Annotated in this window: 23 protein-coding genes; 8 read left to right on the top strand and 15 right to left on the bottom strand. The window is 66.8% G+C overall.

Annotated features, from left to right (window positions below):
- Positions 1–57: 57 nt before the first annotated feature.
- On the top strand, positions 58–615 hold the full coding sequence (gene rsmD, locus K7711_RS07260; protein WP_222965923.1) for a 16S rRNA (guanine(966)-N(2))-methyltransferase RsmD: 558 nt from the start codon (positions 58–60) through the stop codon (positions 613–615).
- A gap of 11 nt (positions 616–626) precedes the next feature.
- Here rsmD and K7711_RS07255 read toward each other — a convergent pair whose 3' ends face one another.
- Entirely contained in the window at positions 627–1,535 is a 909-nt protein-coding gene (locus tag K7711_RS07255; protein WP_222965921.1) for a LysR family transcriptional regulator ArgP, read from the bottom strand.
- Between the two features lie 72 nt (positions 1,536–1,607).
- Here K7711_RS07255 and K7711_RS07250 point away from each other — a divergent pair, with 72 nt between their 5' ends.
- Positions 1,608–2,231 carry a LysE/ArgO family amino acid transporter gene (locus K7711_RS07250; RefSeq protein WP_308014517.1) on the top strand — a complete coding sequence of 208 codons (624 nt, stop codon included), beginning with the start codon at positions 1,608–1,610 and terminating at the stop codon, positions 2,229–2,231.
- Position 2,232: 1 nt separating this feature from the next.
- Here the strand turns inward: K7711_RS07250 and K7711_RS07245 are convergent, their stop codons facing one another.
- The 7 genes from K7711_RS07245 to K7711_RS07215 all read right to left on the bottom strand — a co-directional run bounded on the left by K7711_RS07245 (position 2,233) and on the right by K7711_RS07215 (position 7,565).
- Positions 2,233–3,276 (bottom strand): PHP domain-containing protein, encoded by a 1,044-nt coding sequence (locus K7711_RS07245; RefSeq protein ID WP_222965917.1) that lies wholly within the window; start codon positions 3,274–3,276, stop codon positions 2,233–2,235.
- Between the two features lie 210 nt (positions 3,277–3,486).
- On the bottom strand, positions 3,487–4,113 hold the full coding sequence (locus tag K7711_RS07240) for a dihydrofolate reductase family protein (RefSeq protein ID WP_222965915.1): 627 nt from the start codon (positions 4,111–4,113) through the stop codon (positions 3,487–3,489).
- 80 nt (positions 4,114–4,193) lie between these two features.
- Positions 4,194–5,051 (bottom strand): bifunctional DNA-formamidopyrimidine glycosylase/DNA-(apurinic or apyrimidinic site) lyase, encoded by an 858-nt coding sequence (mutM, locus tag K7711_RS07235; protein ID WP_222965913.1) that lies wholly within the window; start codon positions 5,049–5,051, stop codon positions 4,194–4,196.
- Between the two features lie 58 nt (positions 5,052–5,109).
- Positions 5,110–5,844, bottom strand: coding sequence for a ribonuclease III (rnc, locus tag K7711_RS07230; protein ID WP_222965911.1), 735 nt, complete (start codon positions 5,842–5,844; stop codon positions 5,110–5,112).
- A gap of 22 nt (positions 5,845–5,866) precedes the next feature.
- A complete protein-coding gene (gene rpmF / locus K7711_RS07225; protein ID WP_040826295.1) occupies positions 5,867–6,049 on the bottom strand; it encodes a 50S ribosomal protein L32 in 183 nt (60 codons plus the stop codon).
- Between the two features lie 63 nt (positions 6,050–6,112).
- Positions 6,113–6,715 (bottom strand): YceD family protein, encoded by a 603-nt coding sequence (locus tag K7711_RS07220; protein WP_222965909.1) that lies wholly within the window; start codon positions 6,713–6,715, stop codon positions 6,113–6,115.
- A 103-nt stretch (positions 6,716–6,818) separates the two neighbouring features.
- Complete coding sequence (locus tag K7711_RS07215; protein ID WP_222966805.1) at positions 6,819–7,565, bottom strand: DivIVA domain-containing protein; 747 nt, start codon at positions 7,563–7,565, stop codon at positions 6,819–6,821.
- Positions 7,566–7,791: 226 nt separating this feature from the next.
- On the opposite strand from K7711_RS07215, the gene K7711_RS07210 reads away from it, so the two are divergent.
- Positions 7,792–8,310, top strand: coding sequence for a GtrA family protein (locus K7711_RS07210; protein ID WP_235746595.1), 519 nt, complete (start codon positions 7,792–7,794; stop codon positions 8,308–8,310).
- Positions 8,311–8,347: 37 nt separating this feature from the next.
- Positions 8,348–8,833: a pantetheine-phosphate adenylyltransferase gene (gene coaD / locus K7711_RS07205; protein WP_222965907.1), complete on the top strand. Its 486-nt coding sequence runs from the start codon at positions 8,348–8,350 to the stop codon at positions 8,831–8,833.
- A 6-nt stretch (positions 8,834–8,839) separates the two neighbouring features.
- Here coaD and K7711_RS07200 read toward each other — a convergent pair whose 3' ends face one another.
- The 6 genes from K7711_RS07200 to K7711_RS07175 form a co-directional block, all read right to left on the bottom strand.
- On the bottom strand, positions 8,840–10,009 hold the full coding sequence (locus K7711_RS07200) for a glutathionylspermidine synthase family protein (protein WP_222965904.1): 1,170 nt from the start codon (positions 10,007–10,009) through the stop codon (positions 8,840–8,842).
- Positions 10,010–10,906 carry a hypothetical protein gene (locus K7711_RS07195; RefSeq protein ID WP_308014514.1) on the bottom strand — a complete coding sequence of 299 codons (897 nt, stop codon included), beginning with the start codon at positions 10,904–10,906 and terminating at the stop codon, positions 10,010–10,012. It abuts the gene before it with no gap.
- Between the two features lie 25 nt (positions 10,907–10,931).
- The gene (locus K7711_RS07190) at positions 10,932–11,243 is read right to left on the bottom strand and encodes an acylphosphatase (RefSeq protein ID WP_222965902.1); all 312 of its coding nucleotides are present in this window, start codon (positions 11,241–11,243) and stop codon (positions 10,932–10,934) included.
- Positions 11,236–11,706 carry an OsmC family protein gene (locus K7711_RS07185; RefSeq protein WP_222965900.1) on the bottom strand — a complete coding sequence of 157 codons (471 nt, stop codon included), beginning with the start codon at positions 11,704–11,706 and terminating at the stop codon, positions 11,236–11,238. Before K7711_RS07185 ends, K7711_RS07190 begins: the two co-directional genes overlap by 8 nt.
- Before the next feature lie 415 nt (positions 11,707–12,121).
- The gene (locus K7711_RS07180) at positions 12,122–12,787 is read right to left on the bottom strand and encodes a response regulator (RefSeq protein WP_222966801.1); all 666 of its coding nucleotides are present in this window, start codon (positions 12,785–12,787) and stop codon (positions 12,122–12,124) included.
- Between the two features lie 92 nt (positions 12,788–12,879).
- Complete coding sequence (locus tag K7711_RS07175; protein WP_222965898.1) at positions 12,880–15,420, bottom strand: ATP-binding protein; 2,541 nt, start codon at positions 15,418–15,420, stop codon at positions 12,880–12,882.
- Between the two features lie 297 nt (positions 15,421–15,717).
- On the opposite strand from K7711_RS07175, the gene kdpF reads away from it, so the two are divergent.
- From kdpF to K7711_RS07155, 4 genes are all read left to right on the top strand, one after another.
- Entirely contained in the window at positions 15,718–15,915 is a 198-nt protein-coding gene (kdpF, locus tag K7711_RS48845; protein ID WP_040826286.1) for a K(+)-transporting ATPase subunit F, read from the top strand.
- A complete protein-coding gene (kdpA, locus tag K7711_RS07165; protein WP_222965896.1) occupies positions 15,916–17,589 on the top strand; it encodes a potassium-transporting ATPase subunit KdpA in 1,674 nt (557 codons plus the stop codon). It begins immediately after the preceding gene.
- Between the two features lie 243 nt (positions 17,590–17,832).
- Positions 17,833–19,989: a potassium-transporting ATPase subunit KdpB gene (kdpB, locus tag K7711_RS07160; RefSeq protein WP_222965894.1), complete on the top strand. Its 2,157-nt coding sequence runs from the start codon at positions 17,833–17,835 to the stop codon at positions 19,987–19,989.
- Positions 19,989–20,924: a potassium-transporting ATPase subunit C gene (locus K7711_RS07155; protein WP_222965892.1), complete on the top strand. Its 936-nt coding sequence runs from the start codon at positions 19,989–19,991 to the stop codon at positions 20,922–20,924. Before kdpB ends, K7711_RS07155 begins: the two co-directional genes overlap by 1 nt.
- A 70-nt stretch (positions 20,925–20,994) precedes the next feature.
- Here the strand turns inward: K7711_RS07155 and K7711_RS07150 are convergent, their stop codons facing one another.
- Complete coding sequence (locus K7711_RS07150) at positions 20,995–22,203, bottom strand: L,D-transpeptidase (RefSeq protein WP_222966799.1); 1,209 nt, start codon at positions 22,201–22,203, stop codon at positions 20,995–20,997.
- Between the last annotated feature and the right edge of the window lie 129 nt (positions 22,204–22,332).

The raw sequence follows: 22,332 nt of genomic DNA, 5'->3' as shown, positions 1-22,332 counted from the left end.
ACCGGTGAGGTTCACCGGTCGTGATTCGCGAGATCTCCTGGGCGGGAGCGTATCCCGATGACACGGATCGTGGCCGGAGCCGCAGGCGGGCGGCGGTTGCGGGTGCCGCCCGCAGGGACCCGGCCGACCTCGGATCGGGTGCGTGAGGCGCTGTTCAGCATGTTGTGTGCCCGAATGGATTTCGACGGCATTCGGGTGCTCGACCTGTATGCCGGTTCGGGGGCGCTCGGACTGGAGGCGTTGTCCCGCGGCGCATCCCACGCGCTGCTGATCGAATCCGATCGCAAGGCGGCGGCGGTGGTTCGCGGCAATATCGCCGACCTGGGTCTGCCCGGCGGTGAATTGCGGATCGGCACAGTATCTTCCGTACTGGCCACACCTCCGCCCGAACCGTACGACCTGGTGCTGTCCGATCCGCCCTACGCCCTGGAGGGCACCCGGATCGCCGACGACCTGACCGCTCTCGCCGCCAACGGCTGGCTGCACACCGACGCTCTCGTCGTCGTCGAACGCGCCACCCGTTCACCCGAAACCGCCTGGCCCACCGGCTTTTCCCCACATCGCGTCCGGCGCTATGGCGAAACTCGCATCGAATCGGCCGACTACGAACCCTGAATGCAGTCGAATCAGCGCAGTGATTCGGCGGCGGCCTCGGCGATGGCGGTGGCAACGGAGGTCAGCGCGGGGGAGTCCAGTCGCCATTGCTGCCAATACAGCGCGACGTCGATGTGCAGCGATTCGTCCAAAGTGACCAGCGACTTCGCGTAGCCGTGCATGTCGATCTGGAGGTCGGGAAGCAGGCCCCAGCCCAGGCCGAGGCGGACGGCTTCGGCGTAGCCGGAGGTGGCGGGGATGTAGTGCCGGGGCGGGTCGACGGGGCGACGGGTGCGGCGGCGGATCAGGCGGTCCTGCAGATCGTCGTTGCGATCGAACACGATCACCGGGGCCGTGGCGAAGGCGCGTGCGGTCGCGCCGTCGGCGAACCAGGTGCGGGCGAACTCCCGGGTGGCCATGGGGCGGTAGCGCATCGCGCCGAGTCGGCGCACCCGGCAGCCCTGCACCGGCTGGGCGGTGGCGGTGATGGCGGCCATGACGGTGCCGTTGCGCAGCAGGCGAGTGGTGTGTTCCTCGTCCTCGCGGTGGATTTCGAAGCAGACCCCGGGCGGTGCGCCGGACAGCGCGGGCATCACCCAGGTCTCGAGTGAGTCCGCGTTGACCGCGATCGGCAGCCGGACGCGTCGGTCGGCCTCGGGTCCGACCTCGCCGTATTCGCCTGCGGCAGAGCCGAGTTCGCGGGCGGTATCGCCGGTCAGCAACTCGATCTGACGGGCCAGGCGAAGCACCGCGAGGCCGGATTCGGTGGGGCGCACGGGTTTCGTGCGCTGTAGCAGGATGCGCCCGACGGCCCGCTCGAGCGCCTTGATGCGCTGACTGATCGCCGACGGGGTGACGCGCAGTAGTCGCGCGGCCGCCTCGAAGGTCCCTTCGGCGACGGCCGCGTCCAGGGCCCGGAGCTGATCCAGCTGCAGATCCATATCAAGAAATTGTAATGATCGGTGAAAAACATTAGCTGGTCTGGCTATCCTGCCGCACTTAGCGTGGAGCCGGTGAATACGTCGTCGGCCGTGCAGGCTGCCCTGTCGGGCCTGGGTTTCGGACTCTCGCTGATCGTGGTGATCGGCGCGCAGAACACCTTCGTCCTGCGTCAGGGCATCCGCCGCGAGCACGTGCCGGCCGTGGTGGCGGTCTGTGCGGTCTCGGATGTGGTGCTGATCGCGGCGGGCGTGGCCGGGCTCGGCGCGGTCATCCGGTCGGCCCCCACGGTGCTGGTCGTGGCGCGGTATGCCGGGGCGGCATTCCTGATCGGCTACGGGATCCTGGCGGCGCGGCGGGCGTTGTCGCCGGGTGCGATCACCGGGGAACCCTCCGGCGCCTCGGTGGCCCTGGGCGCGACGCTGCTCACCTGCCTCGGGATGACCTGGCTCAATCCGAACGTCTACCTCGACACCGTGGTCCTGCTGGGTTCGTTCGCCAGCACCTACGCGGGCGCGTACCGATGGTTCCTGGCCGCCGGTGCGATGCTCGGCAGCATCCTGTGGTTCACCGGTCTCGGCTTCGGAGCTCGCCTGCTGGGCCCGCTGTTCGCGCGCCGAACCGCTTGGCGTGTACTGGATTCGGTGATCGCGCTGATCATGTTCGCGCTGGGCACCGTGCTGGTCCTACAGCATTGAGTCAGGGTGTGCCGGTGAAGGCCAGCAGTCGATCCAGCGGCCACGTGTTGACGATCCGATCCGGATCAACGCCGTTGGCCAGCGCCCGCGCGCAGCCGTAGCCCTGCCAGTCCAGCTGACCCGGGGCGTGGGCGTCGGTGTCGATGGAGAAATGGCAGCCCACCTCCACGGCCAGCTTGATCAGCCGTCCGGGCGGATCGCGACGTTCGGGGCGGCTGTTGATCTCCACGGCGGTCCCGAAACGTCGGCACGCCTCGAAGACGAGTTCGGCATCGAACTCCGATTCGGGCCGGACACCGCGCTCACCCTCCACGAGCCGCCCGGTGCAGTGTCCGAGGACGTCGACATCCGGATTCGCGACTGCGGTGACCATGCGCCGGGTCATGGTCTCGCTGTCCGCCCGCAGCTGCGAATGCACGCTCGCCACGACGATGTCGAGTTCGGCGAGCAGATCCGCGCGCTGATCGAGCGAACCGTCGTCGAGGATGTCGACCTCGATGGCGGTCAGGATCCGGAACGGCGCCAGTTGCTCGTTCAGTTCGGCGACCACGTCGAGTTGACGGCGCAGCCGGTCGGCCGACAGCCCGTTGGCGACCCGCAGCCGCGGCGAATGATCGGTCAGCGCACAGTATTCGTGCCCCAGCGCCATCGCCGTCCGCATCATCTCTTCGATCGGACTGCCGCCATCGGACCAATCCGAATGCGTATGCAGATCCCCGCGCAACAACTTCCGCAACTCCGCACCCTCCGGCGCGATCGGACTTGCCTCCGAACGCAATTCGGCCAGCTTCGCAGGCACCTCCCCGGCACACACCTGCGCGATCGCAGCGGCGGTCTTCGGCCCGATCCCCGAAATATCCTGCCACCCAACGCCTTTGCGAAACCGCTCGAACTCCGCATCCGACAGCCCCGCAACCGCATCCGCCGCCCGCCGATACGCCTTGACCCGATGCGTCTGCGCCCGCGCACGCTCCATCCAGAACGCGATCTCCCGAAGCGCCCCTCGCACTTTCAACGTCAAGGGCAACTCATCCGGCGAAGACATGGACAACTCCTGGGGTACGTCCGATACTCGGGCACGCTCTCAACTGCGACTCGGCATCGCAAGTCTCACGGCACGGACTCTCCCGGTGCCCAACGCAACAACTGATTTCATGAGCACATGGGTAACTCACCGGGGTACGTCCAGAAAGCGTTCGGTACCCAACAGTCGGCCCGATGAGTAAGCCCTCGGGTACCCAACGACACGCTGAAGTCACGGAGAGGCGGGGGAGCCCGCTGAAGTCGCGGGGCGGCGGGAAGGCGAGATTCGGACGTACTTGATGAAGGCGACGCCGTCCTCGAACACGCGACTGGTCAGCACCCGGAACCGATGTGGTTCCGGCAGACGCGATCCCGGTCCGAACAACGCCCGCCCACTACCCAGCACGATGGGATGCAGCTTGAGGAAGATCTGATCGATCTCCGGCAGCAGCGCCTGCGCGAGCACACCGCCCCCGCACAACCAGATGCCAAGGCCCGGTTCGCGTTTGAGCTCTCGCACCCGCGCGAGCGGATCGCCGGCGATGAGTTCGACGTCCGGATCGGGATCCTCGGGCAGCGTGGTGGACACCACGAACTGGCGCAGATGCGCGTACGGGCTCGACGTTCCGGTGCGTACGCCGAAATCGTGCGTTCGGCGGCCCATCAGGACCGTGTCGAAGGTTGTCGCGGGTTTGTCGAGGCCCTGTGCCTCACGCACCTTCGTCGGCAGGGTTTCCGGATACTGCGCGGTGATCGCGGGGATGTGATCACCGCCGACGGGGAAGAAATCCACCGAACCGTCGCCGGTAGCGATGAATCCGTCGATCGTCGAGGCAACGTAGTAGGTCAGTTTGCGCATCTGTCCTCCTCAACAGCCGGGACATGGCCGTAGTGAAGACGGTAGCGCGAGCAAATCCGCAGCCGCCGGGTTTTGCGCAGCTAGCGTCGCGGGCGGGGCTGACAGCGCGGGCAGGAGTAGGAGGACCGGTTCATGAATTTCTCCCGCCGGATCGGCGCACCGCACCGGCGGCACGGCTCGTCCTCGCGCCCGTAGGCGGCCAGGGAGCGTTCGAAGTAGCCGGACTGCCCGTTCACGTTGACGTACAGCGCGTCGAAGGAGGTGCCACCCGCGCGCAACGCCTCGGACATCACCGCCTGTACCTCGGTGAGCAGCCCGTGCCCCGCGGGACGGGTGAGTTTGCTCGCGATGCGCTCACCGTGGATGCTCGCCCGCCACAGCGCCTCGTCGGCGTAGATGTTGCCGATGCCCGACACCACGGTCTGATCCAGCAGCACCCGCTTCACGTCGGAGTGTTTGGCGCGCATCGCGCGCACCACCGCGTCGGCGTCGAACAGCGGATCCAGCGGATCGCGGGCGATGTGCGCGACCGCCTCGGGCAACGACGTGCCGTCGACCTCGACCAGCGGGTGCAACGCCCAGCCGCCGAAGGTGCGCTGATCCACGAACCGCAGCTGCGCACCCGAATCGAGGGTGGCCACGATGTGCGCGTGCTTCTCCAGGGGAGCGTCGGCGGGCTGCACCAGCATCTGCCCGCTCATCCCGAGATGCACCACCAGCGCGGTGTCCGGGTCGTCGAAGGTCAGCCAGAGGAATTTGCCGCGGCGCTGGGCGGATTCGACCCGCAGACCGGACATCCGCGCCGACAGATCATCCCCGCCGAGCACATGTCTGCGCACCGAGCGGGGATGTTTCACCGTGACGGATTCGACGATATGACCGACCACATGATCGGCGAGGCCGCGTCGAACGACCTCGACCTCGGGAAGTTCGGGCATCTACCCTCCTGTTCGAGCCCCAGGGGGTCGTGAACACGCCGCAGCGAAGCGGGGGCAATCAAGCACCGTTCAGGGACTGCCAGGCAGCCCCGGCGGCCTTCTGTTCGGCTTCCTTCTTGGACCGGCCGACACCCGAACCGTATGCCTGACCACCGATCACCGCGGTCGCGGTGAACTCCTTGTCGTGATCCGGGCCGGTCGAGGTGATCTCGTACGCGGGCACGCCGATACCGCGCTCGGCGGTCAGCTCCTGCAGGCTGGTTTTCCAATCCAGACCCGCGCCCATGCGGGGACCACGCTCGAGCAGTTCGGCGAACAGCCGCAGCACCACCTCACGCGCCACCTCGATGCCGTGATCGAGGTGGACCGCGCCCAGCAGCGATTCCATTCCGTCGGCGAGGATGCTCGGCTTGTCGCGACCGCCGGTCATCTCCTCGCCCTTGCCCAGCAGCAGATGCCGACCGAGGCCGCCTTCGCCCAACCCGCGAGCGACCTCGGCCAACGCGTGCATGTTCACCACGCTGGCGCGCAACTTCGCGAGCTCGCCCTCGGACTTGTCCGGGTGCTCGAGATACAGCCGCTCGGTGATGCTCAGGCCGAGCACCGAATCGCCCAGGAATTCCAGGCGCTCGTTGGTCGGCAGCCCACCGTTCTCATACGCGTAGGAACGATGGGTGAGGGCCAGGCGCAGCAGATCCTCGCGCAGGTCGACGCCGAGTGCTTCGAGCAGGCTCGTATGATCGGCGGACTCACCCACGGCGGGGGCGTCCGCGCGGTCCTTACTGGCGGTCACTTCTGCGCTGCTGCCGGTGCGATCAAACCGCCGACGCGACCTGGCGGCCCTTGTAGGTGCCGCAGTTCGGGCACGCGATGTGCGGCAGGGTCTTCTCGCCGCAGGCCCGGTTCGGGCAGGTGATCAGGGTCGGCGCGGTGGCCTTCCACTGGCTGCGCCGGGAGCGGGTGTTGGAACGGGACATCCGGCGCTTCGGAACGGCCACGACTGCTTCTCCTTAAAGTCTCTCCTGCCGGACCGGTCCGGGCCGCAGGAAATCCGTCTACGTCTAATTGAGGTCGGCGGCGGTGCCGCCGGTGCCGGGGGATTCGGCCGTGAATTTGGCGAGCCCCGCCCAGCGAGGATCCAGTATCTCATGCCGATGGTCCGAACCCGCAATCGCCATCCGCACACCGCATTCGGCGCACAATCCGGCGCAGTCCGGTTCGCACAGTGGTTGCAGCGGAAGTTCCAGGCCGACCATATCCGTGACCACCGATTCGAGGTCGATCATGTCGTCCACGACGCGGTAGATCTCGTCCTCCTCGGTGGTCTGCTCGGTGACGCTGTCCGGATACGCGAACAGCTCGGTCACCTGCAGGACGATCTCGTCGGTGAACGATTCCAGGCAGCGCGAGCACTCCCCGGCGATCGGCGCGGTCACCGAACCGGTGACCAGCACACCCTCGGACACCGATTGCAGCGTCAGATCCAAGTTGACCTCGGCCCCGGCCGGGACGCCGATCAGGTCGAGCCCGATCTTGTCCGGCACGGTCATCGAACGCTGCAGTGTCTTCATCGAGCCCGGTTTGCGTCCGAGGCTGCGGGTATCCAGCACGAAACCCGCGTCGCTGGGACGACGACGCGAACCGGAACCGGAGTCGGCGGGCATCACGAACTCACTTCACCTGTAGGCATGGATGGGTAACCAGTTCACGATACCGAATACGTATGGCCGAACCGAAATCGCCCGGATACGGCCGGTGCCTGCGACGTCAGCGGCGGAAGTCGCCGGCGTAATCCGGGATGCCGGTGCCGGTGCGCAGCTGATGCCGACCACGGTCCACGATGCGCATCGTGCCGTGCAGGATCTCCTCGAAATCGGCGAGCTTGCCGTCGACGTACTGGTCGCACTCCCCGCGCAACCGGTCCGACTCTGCCTGCGCCGAATCGATCAGCCGCGCGGACTCGGCGTGCGCGGCCCGCACGACCTCGGTCTGCTGGACCAGGCGATCCTGTTCGGCCTGGCCCTCGGCGACCGAACGTTCGTAGGAGGACTGACCGGCTGCGATCATCCGCTCGGACTCCGCTCGCGCGCGCCCGGTGACGGCCTCGAATTCGGCCTTGCCCTCGGCGACGACCCGGTCGGCCTCGCCGGTGGCGGTGGCGACCATGTGATCGGCGTGCGCGCGGGCCTCGGCGACCATGCGGTCGGCGTGTGCCTTGGCGTCGGCGAGAATCCGGTCGGCCTCCTCGCGGGCGGCCGATACGGTCTGATCGGCCTGGGCGTTGGCGCTGCTGACGGTGTTCTCGGCGGAATCGGTGGCATCGTTGACGATCTTGTCGCGGTGGTCGAGCACGTCCTGGGCGTCGTCCAGTTCGCCCGGGAATGCCTCGCGCACGTCGTCCAGGAGTTCGAGTACGTCACCGCGGGGGATGATGCAGTTGCGCGTGGGAGGGATCCCGCGTGCCTCTTCGACGATCGCGACGAGTTCGTCGAGTGCCTCGAATACGCGGTACATCTGCTGACCCCACTCTCCTGCCGAACCTGCGATGGCGAACATCTCTGCCGTCGTAGCCCAGTGTGCCTCTGATCGGCGGCCTCAACCGGGTTCGACGGCGGTGTGTCGGCTGGGTGTTTCCTATCCCACACAATCAAGTGGAGGAATTCTCTCCGGTTGGTGCTAAATTCTTACCGAGCGGTAGATCAGCCGGACTGGGTCCGGCGATGTCTCGATCGGAATGACGATGGCTGTGGTGTATCCAGCAGATCCGGGCATGGGGATGACCCCCGAGCCCGAGTCCGCCGCATCCACCGAACCCGAGCAGACCGTGACGACCCGGCTTCGGGGGGCGTTCGGCCTGATCGGGGACTATTTGCGTGGTGACCGATGGCTGGCTCAGCTGATCCGTTTCGCTCTGGTCGGTGGATTCAGCAATATCGGCTACTTCCTGTTGTTCACGGCCTGCTACGGCAGTGGACCGCAGCTTGCCAATCTGATCGGGTCGGTCGTGAGTACCGCGATCGCCAACGAACTGCATCGTCGCCTGACCTTCCACGCCGCCGATCGCGTCGGCTGGCTGACCGCCCAGATAGAGGGGGGCGGTCTGGCCTTGGCCGGGTTGGCGATCACGTCGGCGGCGCTGGCCCTGCTGGACGTGGTGGCTCCCGGGATGGGCGATATCGCCGAGGCGATCGCCGTCATCGTGATCACCGCGGCAGTGGGGACCCTGCGTTTCCTCAGCCTGCGACTGTGGGTCTTCTGACGCTCACTCGATGCTCACATCCTGTTAGCGTTCAATCATGGCTGGAGCAATGTGCCCCGGATCGTTCGATCCGGTGACGTATGGACATGTGGACGTCTTCGCCCGCGCGGCAGCGCAATTCGACGAGGTCGTCGTGACGGTGACGATCAACAAGAAGAAGCAGGGCATGTTCGATGTGGACGAGCGCGTCGAGATGTTGCGCGAGGTCACTGCCGATCTGCCGAACGTCCGGGTGGAGTCCTGGTACGGCCTGACGGTCGACTTCGCCCGGGAGCAGGGCATCACCGCCATCGTCAAGGGTCTGCGCGATGCCACCGACTTCGGCTACGAGCTGCAGATGGCGCAGATGAACAAGAAGCTCTCCGGCGTCGACACCTTCTTCATCGCCACCAATCCGCTCTACAGCTTCCTGTCCAGCTCCCTGGTGAAGGAGGTCGCCACCTTCGGCGGCGACGTCACCGACATGCTCCCGCCGAGCGTGCACAAGCGGCTGCTGGCCCGGATCGCCGAACGTCGCGGCTGAGCGTTCCTACTTCTTCGTCGGTATGCGATGAGGGACGAACGTCGAGGAGTCGTCGGTGATCAGGCCCGGGGTTTCGCGGATGCCCAGGCCCGCGGCCTCGTCGCCGACGATCCATGCGCCCAGGACCGGGCGCATACCGTCGAAATCCGGTAGCGGATCGAGCAACTGGTAGACGTAGCCCTCCTCGCCGTAGACGCCGCCGGTCGAGGTTTCCATACCGGCGCCGACGATGGTCATGTTCGCGCCCTCGCGGCCGAGTTTGGGTTTGCGGATGTATTCGGTGAGTTCGTGCGGCTCATCGATGTAGGCGGGCAACAGATTCGGGTGGCCCGGGTACATCTCCCACAGCACCGCGAGCAGCGCCTTGTTGGACAACAGGGCCTTCCACAGCGGTTCGACCCACATGGTCTCCGGGAGCGAGTCGACCACGCGTTTGCCGAAGTCGTCGTCCAGGGCCCATTCCCACGGATACAGCTTGAAGATGGATTCGATCGGCGCTTCGGCCAGATCCACGAAACGTTCCAGTTCGCTGTCCCAGCCGATCTCCTCGATCGGCAGTGCGACCGTGTCGAATCCGGCTTCGGCGGCGGTCTCCTGCATATAGGCGGTGGTGACGTTGTCCTCGCCGCTGCCGTCGGCCGAGGACCAGGTGAAATGTAGTGCGCCCTTGGGGAGTTGCGGGCGCAGCTCGCCCCAGCGCTCGACGAGCTTCTCGTGCAACGAATTCCACTGGTCGTCACCCTCGTGCACGTCGGTGAGCCAATGCCACTGCACGATTGCCGCCTCCAGCAGTGAGGTCGGCGTATCGGCGTTGTACTCCAGCAGTTTCGCCGGACCGCGGCCGTCGTAGCGCAGATCGAAGCGGCCGTAGACGAAAGGATCCGAGCGACGCCAGGATTCGGCGATCGGGCCCCAACTCCATTCGGGCAGGCCGAAATCGGCGAACCGCTCGGTCAGCACGACCTGTTCGGCGGCGTGCAGGCACATGGTGTGCAGCACCTCGACCTGCGCCTCCATCGCGAGGATCTCGTCCAGATCGAAGGCGTAGTGCACCGATTCGTCCCAGTAGGGGCGGGGCTGCCCGTTCGCGTCGCGGCCGGGGGAACCGAATACCAGGCCCTGATCGGCGATGATCCGCTGCCAGCCGGCCCGTGGCCGCTCGCGCACCCGGCGCATCTATGAACCTCCCGATTTTCCGCCGCTGCTGGAACCCAGGCCACCGCGAATCACGGTGCCGCTCTTGGTGCTGACGTGTGCATTGGACGGTGCGCTGAAGCTACCGCCGACCGGTGGACGGCCGACGGTGTTGTTGGCGCCGCCGTAGTAGTACCGGTACTGGTGACCGTTGAAGAAGAACACCGCGGGCAGTCCGCTGTGGTACGCGCCGGTGCTGGTGGCGTAATTCTGCGCGGCGACACAGTCGTTGTCGTCGACGACGGTCTGCTGGCCGTTGGTATCGGTGGTGCAGTAGGCGGTGACATCGGGTTCGGAGGGCTGACAGGCCAGATAGCCCGCGCCGACCACCGCGGCCACGCCGACGATCGCCGCGCCGCCGATGAGCATCCGCTTGCGGTTGCGCTGTTTGGTCTCCAGGGCGACCGCCGCCGCGCGTTCGGCCTCCTCGGCCCGCTTGCGCGCCTTGTCCCGGGCGCGCGCCTCGGCGACCGTCGGCGGGCGGGGTTGGGTGACGCCCGCTTCCTGACGTTCGATCCGGCCGGGTGGCGGATCGTCGGGCGGGGGATAGACCGCACCGCCGACGTCGGGGCCCGCGGTTCGGGAGCCGACCTTCGTCTCGTCGGGGATACCGAGTCCGGGGGTGGTCGCGCTCGCGTCCGGTTCGCCGGCGCCGGGCTCGCTCGCTCGCGGAAATTCGCTGCCGAGGCCGGGCATGGGCAGGGTCGGATTCGGCATTCCCGGCAGTGGGTGCGTCGGCTGGGGTTCGGCGAAGCCGGGGCCCTGCTGTCCGGGCGGATTCATGCGTTCGGTGGGCCCGGAACCCTCGGCGGGATGTGTGTTGCCTGTTTCGCCGGGGTCGGGGTTGTAGGGCCCCATACCCGGATGTTCCGTTGCCACCGATCTACTCCCTGTTCCCCACCGGTTACCGCTCCACGAAGCCCGAGAACTCGCCCTGGGCGGGACCCCAGTCTTCCACAACCAGATCCACGCGACCCGGGGTTGTTCCCGACCGCAGCAGTCCCAGCAGCTTCTCGCAATTCGCCCGCGAACCCTCCGCGATGACGTGCACCCGGCCGTCGGAGGTGTTCCGCGCGGATCCGGTCAGACCCAGTTCGAGTGCGCGGGCGCGGGTCCACCAGCGAAAACCGACACCCTGGACCAGGCCGTGCACCCAGGCGCTCAGCCGGACGTCATCGCTCACGACCGCGCCTCGCTCGCAGGCTCGCTCACGCATCCACCTGGAAGGAGAGATTCACCTGCGATCCGGCCTTGAGCGTGCGGCCGACGGTGCACACCTTGTCGATGGCCCGCTGCACGGTCACCAGCAGACGCTCGCGCCCGGCCTCGTCCAGTTCGGACAGATCGATTTCGACGATCTCGTTCAGCTCCGGATACACCTCGCTCTCGCGGTCGGCGTCGCCGGAAACCCGGATGGTGACGTCGTAGTTCTCGCCGAGCCGGTTCGACAGCGGAAAGTCCGAACTCATCCCCGTGCACGCGGCCAGTGCGATCTTGAGCAGCTCACCGGGAGTGAACACACCCTCCACCCCGTCCGATCCGACCAGCACCTCGGCGCCGCGCGAACTGCGTCCGGTGTACCGCCGCGTGCCCGTGCGCTCCACCCACAGCGAGGTAGGCGTCTTGCCACCCGCACCCGAGGTAGCCGCGGCAGTACTGGTCGAGCTCTGTTCACCCATACCCCCAATCCTGCCATGCTGGATTTTCGCCCCCGAAGCGAAGCGAGCCGGATCCCCTGAAGCGAAGCGAGCCGGATCCCCCCGAAGCGAAGCGAGGCGAAGCCCAACGCGCCCAGCGGCGAAGCGTCTCCGTCCCGCTGGAAGTCGCCCGCGAAGCGAAAGGCTCAACAACACCAACTCCAAGGTTTTCGGCGCGGGCTCGTCGTTCAGCCCTCGAAGCGCATGGCCGAAGGCCGAGTCTCGAGGGCTGAACGACGAGCCTTACAGCGCCGAAAACCCGCCGGAGCGAAGCGGAGGCCAAAAATACAGACCTACTCCCGCCGGAGCTTGCGGAGGCCGCCAGCTTCTCACTCACTCCCGCCGGAGCTTGCGGAGGCCGCCAGCCCCTCACTCACTCCCGCCGAAGCGGAGGCCATCAAACACTGAAGCGGTACCCCATCCCCGCTTCGGTGAGCAGATGCTTCGGGTGCGACGGATCATCCTCGAGCTTGCGGCGCAGCTGAGCGAGATACACACGCAGATAATGGGTTTCGGTGGCATAGGACGGCCCCCAGACCTCGCGCAGCAGTTCGCGGCGACCGACGAGTTTGCCCTGATTGCGCACGAGCATCTCCAGCACACCCCATTCGGTGGGGGTCAGGTGGACGTCGCCGCCGTGTTTGACGACCTTCTTCGCCGACAGGTCCACGGTGAACGAGGACGTCTCCACGATCGGATCGATCCCCTCGGTGGCGGTCGCGCCGCGCCGGACCGCGGCACGCAGGCGGGCCAGCAGCTCGTCCATGCCGAAGGGTTTGGTGACGTAGTCGTCGGCCCCGGCGTCCAGCGCCTCGACCTTGTCCGCGGAGTCGGTGCGCGCGGACAGCACGATCACCGGGGAGGTGCTCCACCCGCGCAGACCGGCCAGCACATCGATACCGTCCATATCGGGCAGACCGAGATCGAGCACCACCACGTCGGGATGTTTCTCCGCCGCCGCTCGCAGCGCCGCCGCACCGGTGGCGGCGGTGATCACCTCGTAGCCGCGGACCGACAGGTTGATCCGCAGTGCGCGCAGGATCTGCGGTTCATCGTCCACCACAAGGACTTTCGTCGCTGCTGCGCTGGTCTGATCGCGGGATCCGCTCTGGGGGCGCGTGGCGCGTTCCCCGTCGTTCGTGCTCGCCGGTGTCGTCACCCGAGTTCCTCCTGTTCTTCTCCTCGCACGGCCGGTAGATCGATCACCACGGTCAGACCTCCGCCCGGCGTCGGCTCGGCGTGCACGCTGCCGCCCATCGCCTCGACGAATCCGCGCACCACCGACAGGCCCAGGCCGACGCCGGTGGAGTTGTCCCGGTCGCCGAGCCGCTGGAACGGCTCGAACAGCTGGTCCTCCAGCCCGGTCGGCACCCCGGGACCGTAGTCGACGACGGTGAGCGAGACCCGGTCTCCGGTGTGCTCGGCGGTGACCCGGATGGGCGTGTCGGGCGGGGAGTAGCGCAGCGCGTTATCGATCAGATTGGCCAGCACGCGGTCCAGCAGACCACTGTCGGCGAGTACCTCGACGTCGCCGACCTCCACTTTCACCCGGTCGTGCACCGCGCGGCGCAATCCGCGCGTGCCCATGCCCACGCCGACCACCGCTCGGTTCACGACCTCCTCCAGATACACCGGCTTGAGCCGCGGGGTGACCACCCCGACGGCCAGTCGCGAGGAGTCGAGCAGGTTGCCGACCAGTCCGGTCAGCTGATCGACCGATTCCTCGACGGTCTCCAGCAGTTCGGCGGTGTCCTCGGGGGAGAACTCCACGTCGTCGCTGCGCAGACTGGACACCGCGGCCTTGGCCGCCGCGAGCGGGGTGCGCAGATCGTGACTCACCGCCGAGAGCAGTGCACGGCGCAGCCGGTCGGCCTCCATCACTCCGGCCGCGGCCTGCGCCTCGTCGGCGAGGCGGCGCTGACGGACCAGCCCGGCCGCCTGGTTGGCGACCGCGCCGAGGACGACGCGATCGGCGGCGGTGAGCGAGCGGCCGTTGAGCAGGAGCCAGTGCTGATCGTCCCCGGCCTCGATGGCGGTGTCCGCATCGCTGACCCGGCGTGCGGGATCCGTACCGACACAGGCGATCACCTCGCCGTCGGTGTACAGGGCGACCGCACGCTGGCCGTAGGTCTCGCGGGCGTGTTCGAGTAGGTCGGGCAGATCCGCGCCGTGCAGCACCGCACCCGCGAAAAGGGTGAGCAGTTCCGCCTGACGCGACGCCGTGCGCGCCTCGCTGGCCCGTCGTTTGGAGATGTCGACCAGCGCTGCCACGGCGACGGCGACCATCGCCATCACCACGATGGTGAGGAAGTTGTTCAGCTCGGCGATGGTCAGGCTGTAGCGCGGGGAGACGAAGAACCAGTTCAGCAGCAGTCCGCCCAGGACCGCGGACAGCGAGGCCGGTGCGACGCCGCCCAGCAGGGCCACCGCGATCACGCCGATGAAGAACAGTGCGCTCTCTCCGGCCAGATCCAGCCGCGAGTCCAGGAAGTAGTAGCAGATCGCGGTGATCAGCGCGGGCACCAGCAGCGCCGCTAGCCAGGAGGAGAGCTTGCGTTCCGGCGGCATCAGCGACGACCAGCGAAATCCCCGATTGGACTCCTCGTGGGTGACCATGTGGACATCGATCTTGCCCGACAGTTGCACGACGGTCGAGCCGATCCCCTCGTCGAGCATCCGCGCCCAGCGCGAGCGCCGGGAGGTGCCCAGCACCAGCTGGGTGGCATTGACCCCGCGGGCGAAGCCCAGCAGTGCGGTGGGCACGTCCTCGCCGGTCACGGTGTGCAGGCTCGCGCCCAGCCCGGTGGCCAGCTCGCGCAACCGGTTCAGTCGTTGGGTGGACACCCCGGCCAGGCCGTCACCGCGCACCACGTGCACGACGATCAGATCGGCGCTGGACTTGGCGGCGATGCGGCTGGCCCGGCGCACGATGGTCTCCGATTCGGGCCCGCCGGTGACCGCGACGACGACGCGCTCGCGGGCCTCCCAGGTTTCGGTGATCCGATGGTCCTCGCGGTATTTCGCCAGTGCCGCGTCGACCTGGTCGGCCAGCCACAGCAGCGCCAATTCCCTTAGCGCGGTGAGGTTTCCGGGACGGAAGTAGTTGCGCAACGCCGCGTCGACCTTGTCCGCGGCGTAGACGTTGCCGTGGGAGAGTCTGCGCCGCAACGCTTCCGGGGTGATGTCGACCAGCTCGACCTGGTCCGCGCCGCGAACCACCCAGTCCGGCACGGTTTCTCGCTGGACGACGCCGGTGATCTGCTCGACCACGTCGTTCAGGCTCTCCAGATGCTGCACGTTGACCGTGGAGATCACATCGATTCCGGCGGCGAGCAGTTCGTGCACGTCCTGCCAGCGCTTGTCGTTCTTCGAGCCGGGCACGTTGGTGTGCGCGAGTTCGTCGACCAGCACCACCGCGGGCGCGCGGCGCTGGACGGCCTCGACGTCGAGTTCGGTCAGCGTCGCGCCGCGATAGGTCATCGTCTTCACCGGGATCCGCTCGATGCCCTCGAGCAGTGCGGCGGTCTTGCTCCGGTTGTGCGTCTCGACCACCGCCGCGACCACGTCACGACCGCGATCCAGCCGCCGATGTGCCTCACCGAGCATGGCGAAGGTCTTGCCCACGCCCGGCGCGGCGCCGAGGTAGATGCGTAGCTGACCGCGTTTCACGCGTCCATCATCTCGCGTGGGAACCATCGTGGCTGGTGGGGCGCTGTCGCGGCGTGGTCCGGCATGCACGTCTCCTGAGGCGGTGTCGAGGAACGGCCGGGAGAATGTGCGGCCGGGCCCTATCTGTCTACCGTCGCCACACCGATCGACCGGGGAATTGACGGTTTCTTGACGGCCCGGACCTGGACCTTTACGCCCTTCGAGCGGCCCGTGCGGACCCGCCCGTAAGTGACCCGTCAAAGCCGCCGCCCCGGGCGCTAAGAAGGCGTCAAGGACCCTCGTAAAGACACCATTCGGACGCTTGACTCACAACGGCGCACTCGTGTGCGCCGCTGGTCCAAGAAAGGTTCGATCCATGTCTGTCGTGGTGTTCACGGTTCTGACCGTGGCGATCTTCGCCCTGCTCGGGCTCATCCAACGGGGAGTCGAACGGCTGTGACGCAGAACATCATCGGTCTCGTCCTCGCCGTCGGAATCGCGATCTACCTGGTCGCGGCCCTGCTGTACCCGGAAAGGTTCTAGGTGAACACGACCACTGCGGGGATCGTCTTCGTGGCGGCCCTCGTCATCGCGCTCGCCGTGGTCCACGTACCACTCGGCGACTACATGTATCGGGTCTTCGCTCGGGAGAAGCACTCTCGCGCCGAACGCGTCATCTACCGGCTCATCGGCGTGCAACCGGGGGTCGAGCAGACGTGGGGGGTCTACGCCCGCAGCGTGCTGGCGTTCTCGGCGGTCGGCGTGCTGTTCCTGTTCTTCCTGCAACTGCTGCAGGGCAGGCTGCCGCTGCATCCGCACGATCCGGGCACTCCGATGACCGGAGATCTGGCCTGGAACACCGCGATCAGCTTCGTGACGAACACCAACTGGCAGAGCTATGCCGGTGAGTCCACGATGGGACACGTCGTGCAGATGTGCGGTCTGGCCGTGCAGAACTTCGTCTCCGCCGCTGTCGGTATCGCCGTGGCGATCGCCCTGGTCCGCGGCTTCGCCCGGCACCGCACCGGCGATCTGGGCAACTTCTGGGTTGATCTCGTGAGGGGGACCATCCGGATTCTGCTGCCCATGGCGTTCGTCTTCGCGATCGTGCTGATCTCCGGCGGGGTGATCGAGAACTTCCATCTGTTCTCGCAGACCGCGAGCACGGTCGCCAACACCGGCTCCCAGACGCTGCCGGGCGGTCCGGTGGCCAGCCAGGAGGTCATCAAGCTGCTGGGCACCAACGGCGGCGGATTCTTCAACGTGAACTCCGCGCATCCGTTCGAAAACCCCACGGCCTGGACGAATTTCGTGGAGATCTTCCTGCTGCTGGTGATCAGTTTCTCGCTGCCGCGCACCTTCGGGCGCATGGTCGGCAGCAAGAAGCACGGATTCGCGATCGTCGCGGTGATGGGCACGCTGGCACTGTTCAGCACGATACTGACCAATTTCTTCCAGCTGCATCACCACGGCACCGTGCCGACCGCGGTGGGGGCGGCCATGGAAGGTATCGAAACCCGTTTCGGGGTAGCGGATTCCGCGACGTTCGCCAGTGCGACGACGCTGACCTCGACCGGTGCGGTGGACTCCGCACACGATTCGATGACCAGCACCGGCGGCATGATGGCGATGTTCAACATGCAACTCGGCGAGGTCGCACCGGGCGGTACCGGCTCGGGTCTGTACGGCATGCTGATCCTGGCGGTGATCACGGTCTTCGTCGCCGGCCTGATGGTCGGCCGGACTCCGGAGTACCTCGGCAAGAAGATCACCCCGCGCGAGATCAAGCTGGCCGCAGCCTATTTCCTGGTCACACCGCTGATCGTGCTGACCGGCACCGCCGCGGCGATGGCGCTGCCGGGTGAACGCGCCTCGATGGCCAATACCGGCCCGCACGGCCTCTCGGAAGTGTTGTACGCCTTCACCTCCGCGGCGAACAACAACGGTTCGGCCTTCGCGGGCCTGAGCGCGAACACCCCGTGGTGGAACACCGCGCTGGGCCTGGCCATGGTGTTCGGCCGTTTCGTGCCGATCATATTCGCGCTCGCCCTGGCCGGTTCGCTGGCCGCGCAGGGGCATACCCCCGTTTCCGAGGGCACGCTACCCACGCACCGGCCGTTGTTCGTCGGCATGGTCGCCGGCGTGACAATCATCCTGGTCGCACTTACCTTCTTGCCCGCGCTCGCGCTCGGGCCGCTAGGTGAAGGAATCCACTGACTTAACGCCTCTCCTGCCAGGATGCAGGAGATTTCACGCTCAGACCGCGACCGACACCAACCACCCGAAGGAGGTGATTCGATTGTCCAACGTCCTCAACACGTGTGTGGTTGCGTTCTGCCACAACCGGAATCGCCTTAGCAGCTCATCCATGCCCCAACATCTTAACCGTCACCACTGACACGATTAGGAGAAGGCGCATCCTCTCCTCCTGAACGAGAGGGTATCCGCGCCAAACACCTGATGACCACTCCAACCATTGACAAGAGCACCGCGCCGGAAAAGCAGTCAGACCCGGAGCACAAGGGGCGGGTTTCCGGCGGCCTGTTCGATCCGAAGATGCTGCTGAAGTCGCTGCCGGACGCGTTGCGCAAACTGGATCCGCGCACGCTGTGGCGAAATCCGGTGATGCTGATCGTCGAGATCGGCGCGGTCTGGACCACGGTGCTGGCCCTGGTCCACCCGACGTTCTTCGCCTGGGCGATCGTCGTATGGCTGTGGCTCACAGTGCTTTTCGCCAACCTTGCCGAGGCGGTCGCCGAAGGGCGAGGCAAGGCGCAGGCCGACACGTTGCGAAAAGCCAAGACCGACACCGTCGCCCGGCGGCTGGTGAACTGGTCACCGGGCGGCCGGGTGGTCGAGGAGAGCGTCCCGGCGCCGGAACTGCAGCGCGGCGATCATGTCGTGGTCGAGGCCGGTCAGGTCATTCCGGGTGACGGCGATGTCGTGGAAGGCATCGCGTCCGTGGACGAATCGGCCATCACCGGTGAATCCGCACCGGTGATCCGGGAATCCGGCGGCGATCGTTCCGCGGTGACCGGCGGCACCACGGTGCTCTCGGACCGGATCGTCGTGCGGATCACCCAGGAACCGGGCGGCTCGTTCATCGACAAGATGATCGCGCTGGTCGAGGGTGCGAGCAGGCAGAAGACACCGAACGAGATCGCACTGAACATCCTGCTGGCCGCGCTGACGATCATCTTCGTCTTCGCGGTCGCGACGCTGCAGCCGCTGGCGATCTTCTCGAAGGCGAACAATCCCGGCGTCGCGGACAATCAGACGCTCGATGCCGACGGCGTCACCGGAATCGTCATGGTCTCCCTGCTGGTGTGCCTGATCCCGACGACGATCGGCGCACTGCTGTCGGCCATCGGCATCGCCGGGATGGACCGCCTCGTGCAGCGCAACGTGCTGGCCATGTCCGGACGTGCGGTCGAGGCCGCGGGCGATGTGAACACCCTGCTGCTGGACAAGACCGGCACCATCACCCTCGGCAATCGCCAGGCGTCGGACTTCGTGCCGATGCCGGGTCTGTCCGCGGACGAATTGGCCGATGCCGCACAGCTTTCCAGTCTCGCGGACGAGACGCCCGAGGGGCGCTCGATCGTGGTGTACGCCAAGGAGGCGTTCGGCAAACGCGAACGCACCGCCGGTGAGCTGACCGGTGCGACCTGGGTGGAGTTCACCGCGCAGACCCGCATGTCGGGGGTGGACCTGTCCGATGGACATCAACTGCGCAAGGGTGCGGCCAGCGCGGTCACTGAATGGGTGCGTTCGCAGGGCGGGCGGATTCCGCCCGAATTGGGGCAGACCGTCGACGGCATCTCCGCCTCCGGCGGCACGCCCCTGGTCGTGGGTGAGGTGCGGGACGGTGCGGCGCGGCTGCTCGGCGTCATCCACCTCAAGGACGTCGTCAAACAGGGCATGCGCGAACGTTTCGACGAGATGCGCCGGATGGGCATCCGCACGGTCATGATCACCGGCGACAATCCCTTGACCGCCAAGGCGATCGCCGACGAGGCCGGGGTGGACGACTTCCTCGCCGAGGCCACCCCCGAGGACAAACTCGCGCTGATCCGGCGGGAGCAGGAGGGCGGCCGGATGGTCGCCATGACCGGTGACGGCACCAACGACGCGCCCGCACTGGCCCAGGCCGACGTCGGCGTCGCCATGAACACCGGCACCTCGGCGGCCAAGGAAGCCGGGAACATGGTCGATCTGGATTCGGATCCGACCAAGCTGATCGAGATCGTCGAGATCGGTAAGCAGTTGCTGATCACGCGCGGTGCGCTCACCACGTTCTCGATCGCGAACGACATCGCCAAGTACTTCGCGATCATCCCGGCGATGTTCGTCTCGCTGTTCCCGGGTCTGGACGTGCTCAACATCATGCGCCTGCACAGCCCGCAGTCCGCGATCCTGTCCGCGGTCATCTTCAACGCGCTGGTCATCGTCGCGCTGATCCCGCTGGCGCTGCGCGGGGTGAACTACCGGCCGTCCAGTGCGTCGAAGTTGTTGAGCCGCAACCTTTCCCTCTACGGCCTGGGCGGCATCATCGCCCCGTTCATCGGCATCAAGGTGATCGACCTGATCATCCAATTCTTCCCCGGGATGTCCTAATGCGTATATCGACCTGGATCAGACAGCATCTCGCGGCGCTACGCGCGTTGCTGGTCATGACGGTGATTCTCGGAATCGCCTATCCGCTACTGGTTTTCGTGGTCGCCCAGCTGCCCGGCCTGCACGACAGGGCGGAGGGCTCGCTGGTCGAGCAGAACGGAAAGGTGGTGGGCAGCAGCCTGATCGGCCAGGCGTTCACCGATGGCAAGGGCGCAGCGAAGGTGCAGTACTTCCAGACCCGTCCGTCCAACGCCGCGCCCGCGGCCGATCCGGCCACCGGCGCGAGCGCCATTCCGGACGGCTACGACCCGGCCAGTTCCACCTTCGGCAATATGGGCCCGGAGAGCATCGTGGACACCCTGGACCCGAAGGATCCGAAGCAGAACAAGCTGTCGTTGCTGTCCACCGTGTGCTCGCGCAGTCAAGCCGTGGGCGCGTTGGAGGGCGTGGACGGTGCTCGCCCGTTCTGCACCTCCGGCGGCGTCGGTGCGGTGCTGGCGGTGATGGGCCCGCGCGATTCACACGGAACCGTGATCGATCCGACCGCGGTGATCAGCGTGAACGAGGATTCGCGCAGCACGAAAATCCCGTTCCTGGCGTTCTACGAGGGTGTCGCGGTGCAACCGGCCAAGGCGGGGCAGGACTACTCGGCCGGGCAGATCGTGCCGATCCGGGGCACTGCGACGGCCGAGACCCCCGTTCCCACCGACGCGGTCACCGCCTCGGCCTCGGGCCTGGACCCGAACATCTCCCCGGCCTACGCGAACATCCAGGTCGCGCGCGTGGCCAAGGCCCGCGGTATCTCCCAGGATCAGGTGCGAACCCTGGTCGCGGCGCACACTCAGGGCCGTGATCTCGGCTTCCTGGGCGAACCCCGGGTCAACGTCCTGCAGCTCAACCTGGACCTGGACGGAAAATACCCCTTCCGGGGCTGAGAACTCACCCGAAGCAGCCGGGCCGCCCTCATCGAATGATGAAGGCGGCCCGGCTACTTCGTGGCACGAACTACTTGCTCAGTGCGCTGCCCTGCAGCCACTGGTTCCACGGCAGGGTCCAGTCGCCGTTGTCCCACACCTGCAGCGCGGGGCCACCGGTGTTGTGCACCTCGACCACGTCGCCCAGGACGGAGTAGTTGTAGAACCACTGCGCGTTGGTTTGGTTGAGGTTCAGACAGCCGTGCGAGGTGTTCCGGACCCCCTGGGCCGAGACGGTCGAGTCCAGCTGGTGCAGGTAGATCCCGTCGGCGCTGATCTGGGTGGCCCAGTTGATCTCCTCCTTGTAGCCGAGCCGGGAGTTGACCGGCAGCCCGAAGGTGGAGGAGTCCATGGTCACCGGATTGCCTCTGCCCATCACCGTGTAGTTGCCGGGCATGGTCCAGAAGTAGATGGTCTTACCGTCGACCACCTGTGTGCCGCCCATACCCATCGAGGTCGGCATGGTGCGGATCAGCTTGCCGTTCTCGAAGACCTGCACCTGGTGGGTGTTGTCGTCGGCGATCGACACGTGCGAGGGGCCGATGGTGAAGGCGGCCTTGGAGTTCTCCTGTCCGTACAGCCCGTCGCCCAGTTGCGCGCCGAAGATGTTGGCCTGCACCGTCACCTTGGTGCCCGGCGCCCAGTACTTCTCGGGCCGCCAGTGCGCGTTGCGGTCGTCGAGCCAGTACCAGGAGCCCTGCACCGGCGGGTTGGTCGTGACCGACAGCTTCTTCTCCGCGGCGACCTTGTCCGGGATCGACTCGTCGAAGTGCGCGACGATGACCGTCCCGACGCCGTAGGTCCCGCCGTCGATCTCCTTGCCACCGGTGGTGGTCAGATACGCCTTGGTCTGATTGCTCGGGGTGAGCGTGGTGAACGAGGTCTTGGCCGCGGGGATCGGACCGGTCACCGTGACGCCCTGGGCGGCCACCGAATAGGTGTGGTTGTAGCCCAGCGGCTCCGAGGGCTTCCACGCCGTCTTGTCCGGGGTGTAGATCCCGTCGATCTGCTTGCCGTCCTCGTTGGTCATCGTGACCGAGGTCAGCTGCCCCTGTGAGGTGCTGACCTCGATCTTGCCCAGCGGGTCGACCTTGTCGCCGCCACCCGGGGTCACCGAGATCTTGGCCGCGGGCGCACTGGACGCCGGACTCCCGTTGGAGGACGAACTCCCCGAGGACGAGCACCCGGCAAGCAGTGCTGCCGTCAGCGCAAGGCACAGCGCGACACCGCCCTTGCCCATGCCGAATCGGATGAGTTTGCTACGAGCCCCGCCCTGGTACCGCACGCCTGTGAGGCTGTCGCTCCATACTGGGCGACCTGACATGGTGTGTCTCCTGCGCTTGCCCGTGCGCGCGCCGGGCCTTCGCCC

It is taken from the genome of Nocardia coffeae (assembly GCF_019890715.1).
Lineage (GTDB): Bacteria > Actinomycetota > Actinomycetes > Mycobacteriales > Mycobacteriaceae > Nocardia > Nocardia jiangxiensis.
Note: the sequence above shows the minus strand (reverse complement) of the source record. Positions and strands in the feature narration are given on the sequence as shown.

What these genes read in the sequence shown, in the direction of transcription:
- rsmD (WP_222965923.1), top strand. Translation starts at nt 58, where the DNA reads ATGACACGGATCGTGGCCGGAGCCGCAGGCGGGCGGCGGTTGCGGGTG.
- K7711_RS07255 (WP_222965921.1), bottom strand. Translation starts at nt 1,535, where the DNA reads ATGGATCTGCAGCTGGATCAGCTCCGGGCCCTGGACGCGGCCGTCGCC.
- K7711_RS07245 (WP_222965917.1), bottom strand. Translation starts at nt 3,276, where the DNA reads ATGTCTTCGCCGGATGAGTTGCCCTTGACGTTGAAAGTGCGAGGGGCG.
- K7711_RS07240 (WP_222965915.1), bottom strand. Translation starts at nt 4,113, where the DNA reads ATGCGCAAACTGACCTACTACGTTGCCTCGACGATCGACGGATTCATC.
- mutM (WP_222965913.1), bottom strand. Translation starts at nt 5,051, where the DNA reads ATGCCCGAACTTCCCGAGGTCGAGGTCGTTCGACGCGGCCTCGCCGAT.
- K7711_RS07220 (WP_222965909.1), bottom strand. Translation starts at nt 6,715, where the DNA reads ATGCCCGCCGACTCCGGTTCCGGTTCGCGTCGTCGTCCCAGCGACGCG.
- K7711_RS07215 (WP_222966805.1), bottom strand. Translation starts at nt 7,565, where the DNA reads ATGTACCGCGTATTCGAGGCACTCGACGAACTCGTCGCGATCGTCGAA.
- K7711_RS07210 (WP_235746595.1), top strand. Translation starts at nt 7,792, where the DNA reads ATGGCTGTGGTGTATCCAGCAGATCCGGGCATGGGGATGACCCCCGAG.
- coaD (WP_222965907.1), top strand. Translation starts at nt 8,348, where the DNA reads ATGGCTGGAGCAATGTGCCCCGGATCGTTCGATCCGGTGACGTATGGA.
- K7711_RS07200 (WP_222965904.1), bottom strand. Translation starts at nt 10,009, where the DNA reads ATGCGCCGGGTGCGCGAGCGGCCACGGGCCGGCTGGCAGCGGATCATC.
- K7711_RS07190 (WP_222965902.1), bottom strand. Translation starts at nt 11,243, where the DNA reads ATGCGTGAGCGAGCCTGCGAGCGAGGCGCGGTCGTGAGCGATGACGTC.
- K7711_RS07185 (WP_222965900.1), bottom strand. Translation starts at nt 11,706, where the DNA reads ATGGGTGAACAGAGCTCGACCAGTACTGCCGCGGCTACCTCGGGTGCG.
- K7711_RS07175 (WP_222965898.1), bottom strand. Translation starts at nt 15,420, where the DNA reads ATGGTTCCCACGCGAGATGATGGACGCGTGAAACGCGGTCAGCTACGC.
- kdpB (WP_222965894.1), top strand. Translation starts at nt 17,833, where the DNA reads ATGACCACTCCAACCATTGACAAGAGCACCGCGCCGGAAAAGCAGTCA.
- K7711_RS07155 (WP_222965892.1), top strand. Translation starts at nt 19,989, where the DNA reads ATGCGTATATCGACCTGGATCAGACAGCATCTCGCGGCGCTACGCGCG.
- K7711_RS07150 (WP_222966799.1), bottom strand. Translation starts at nt 22,203, where the DNA reads ATGGGCAAGGGCGGTGTCGCGCTGTGCCTTGCGCTGACGGCAGCACTG.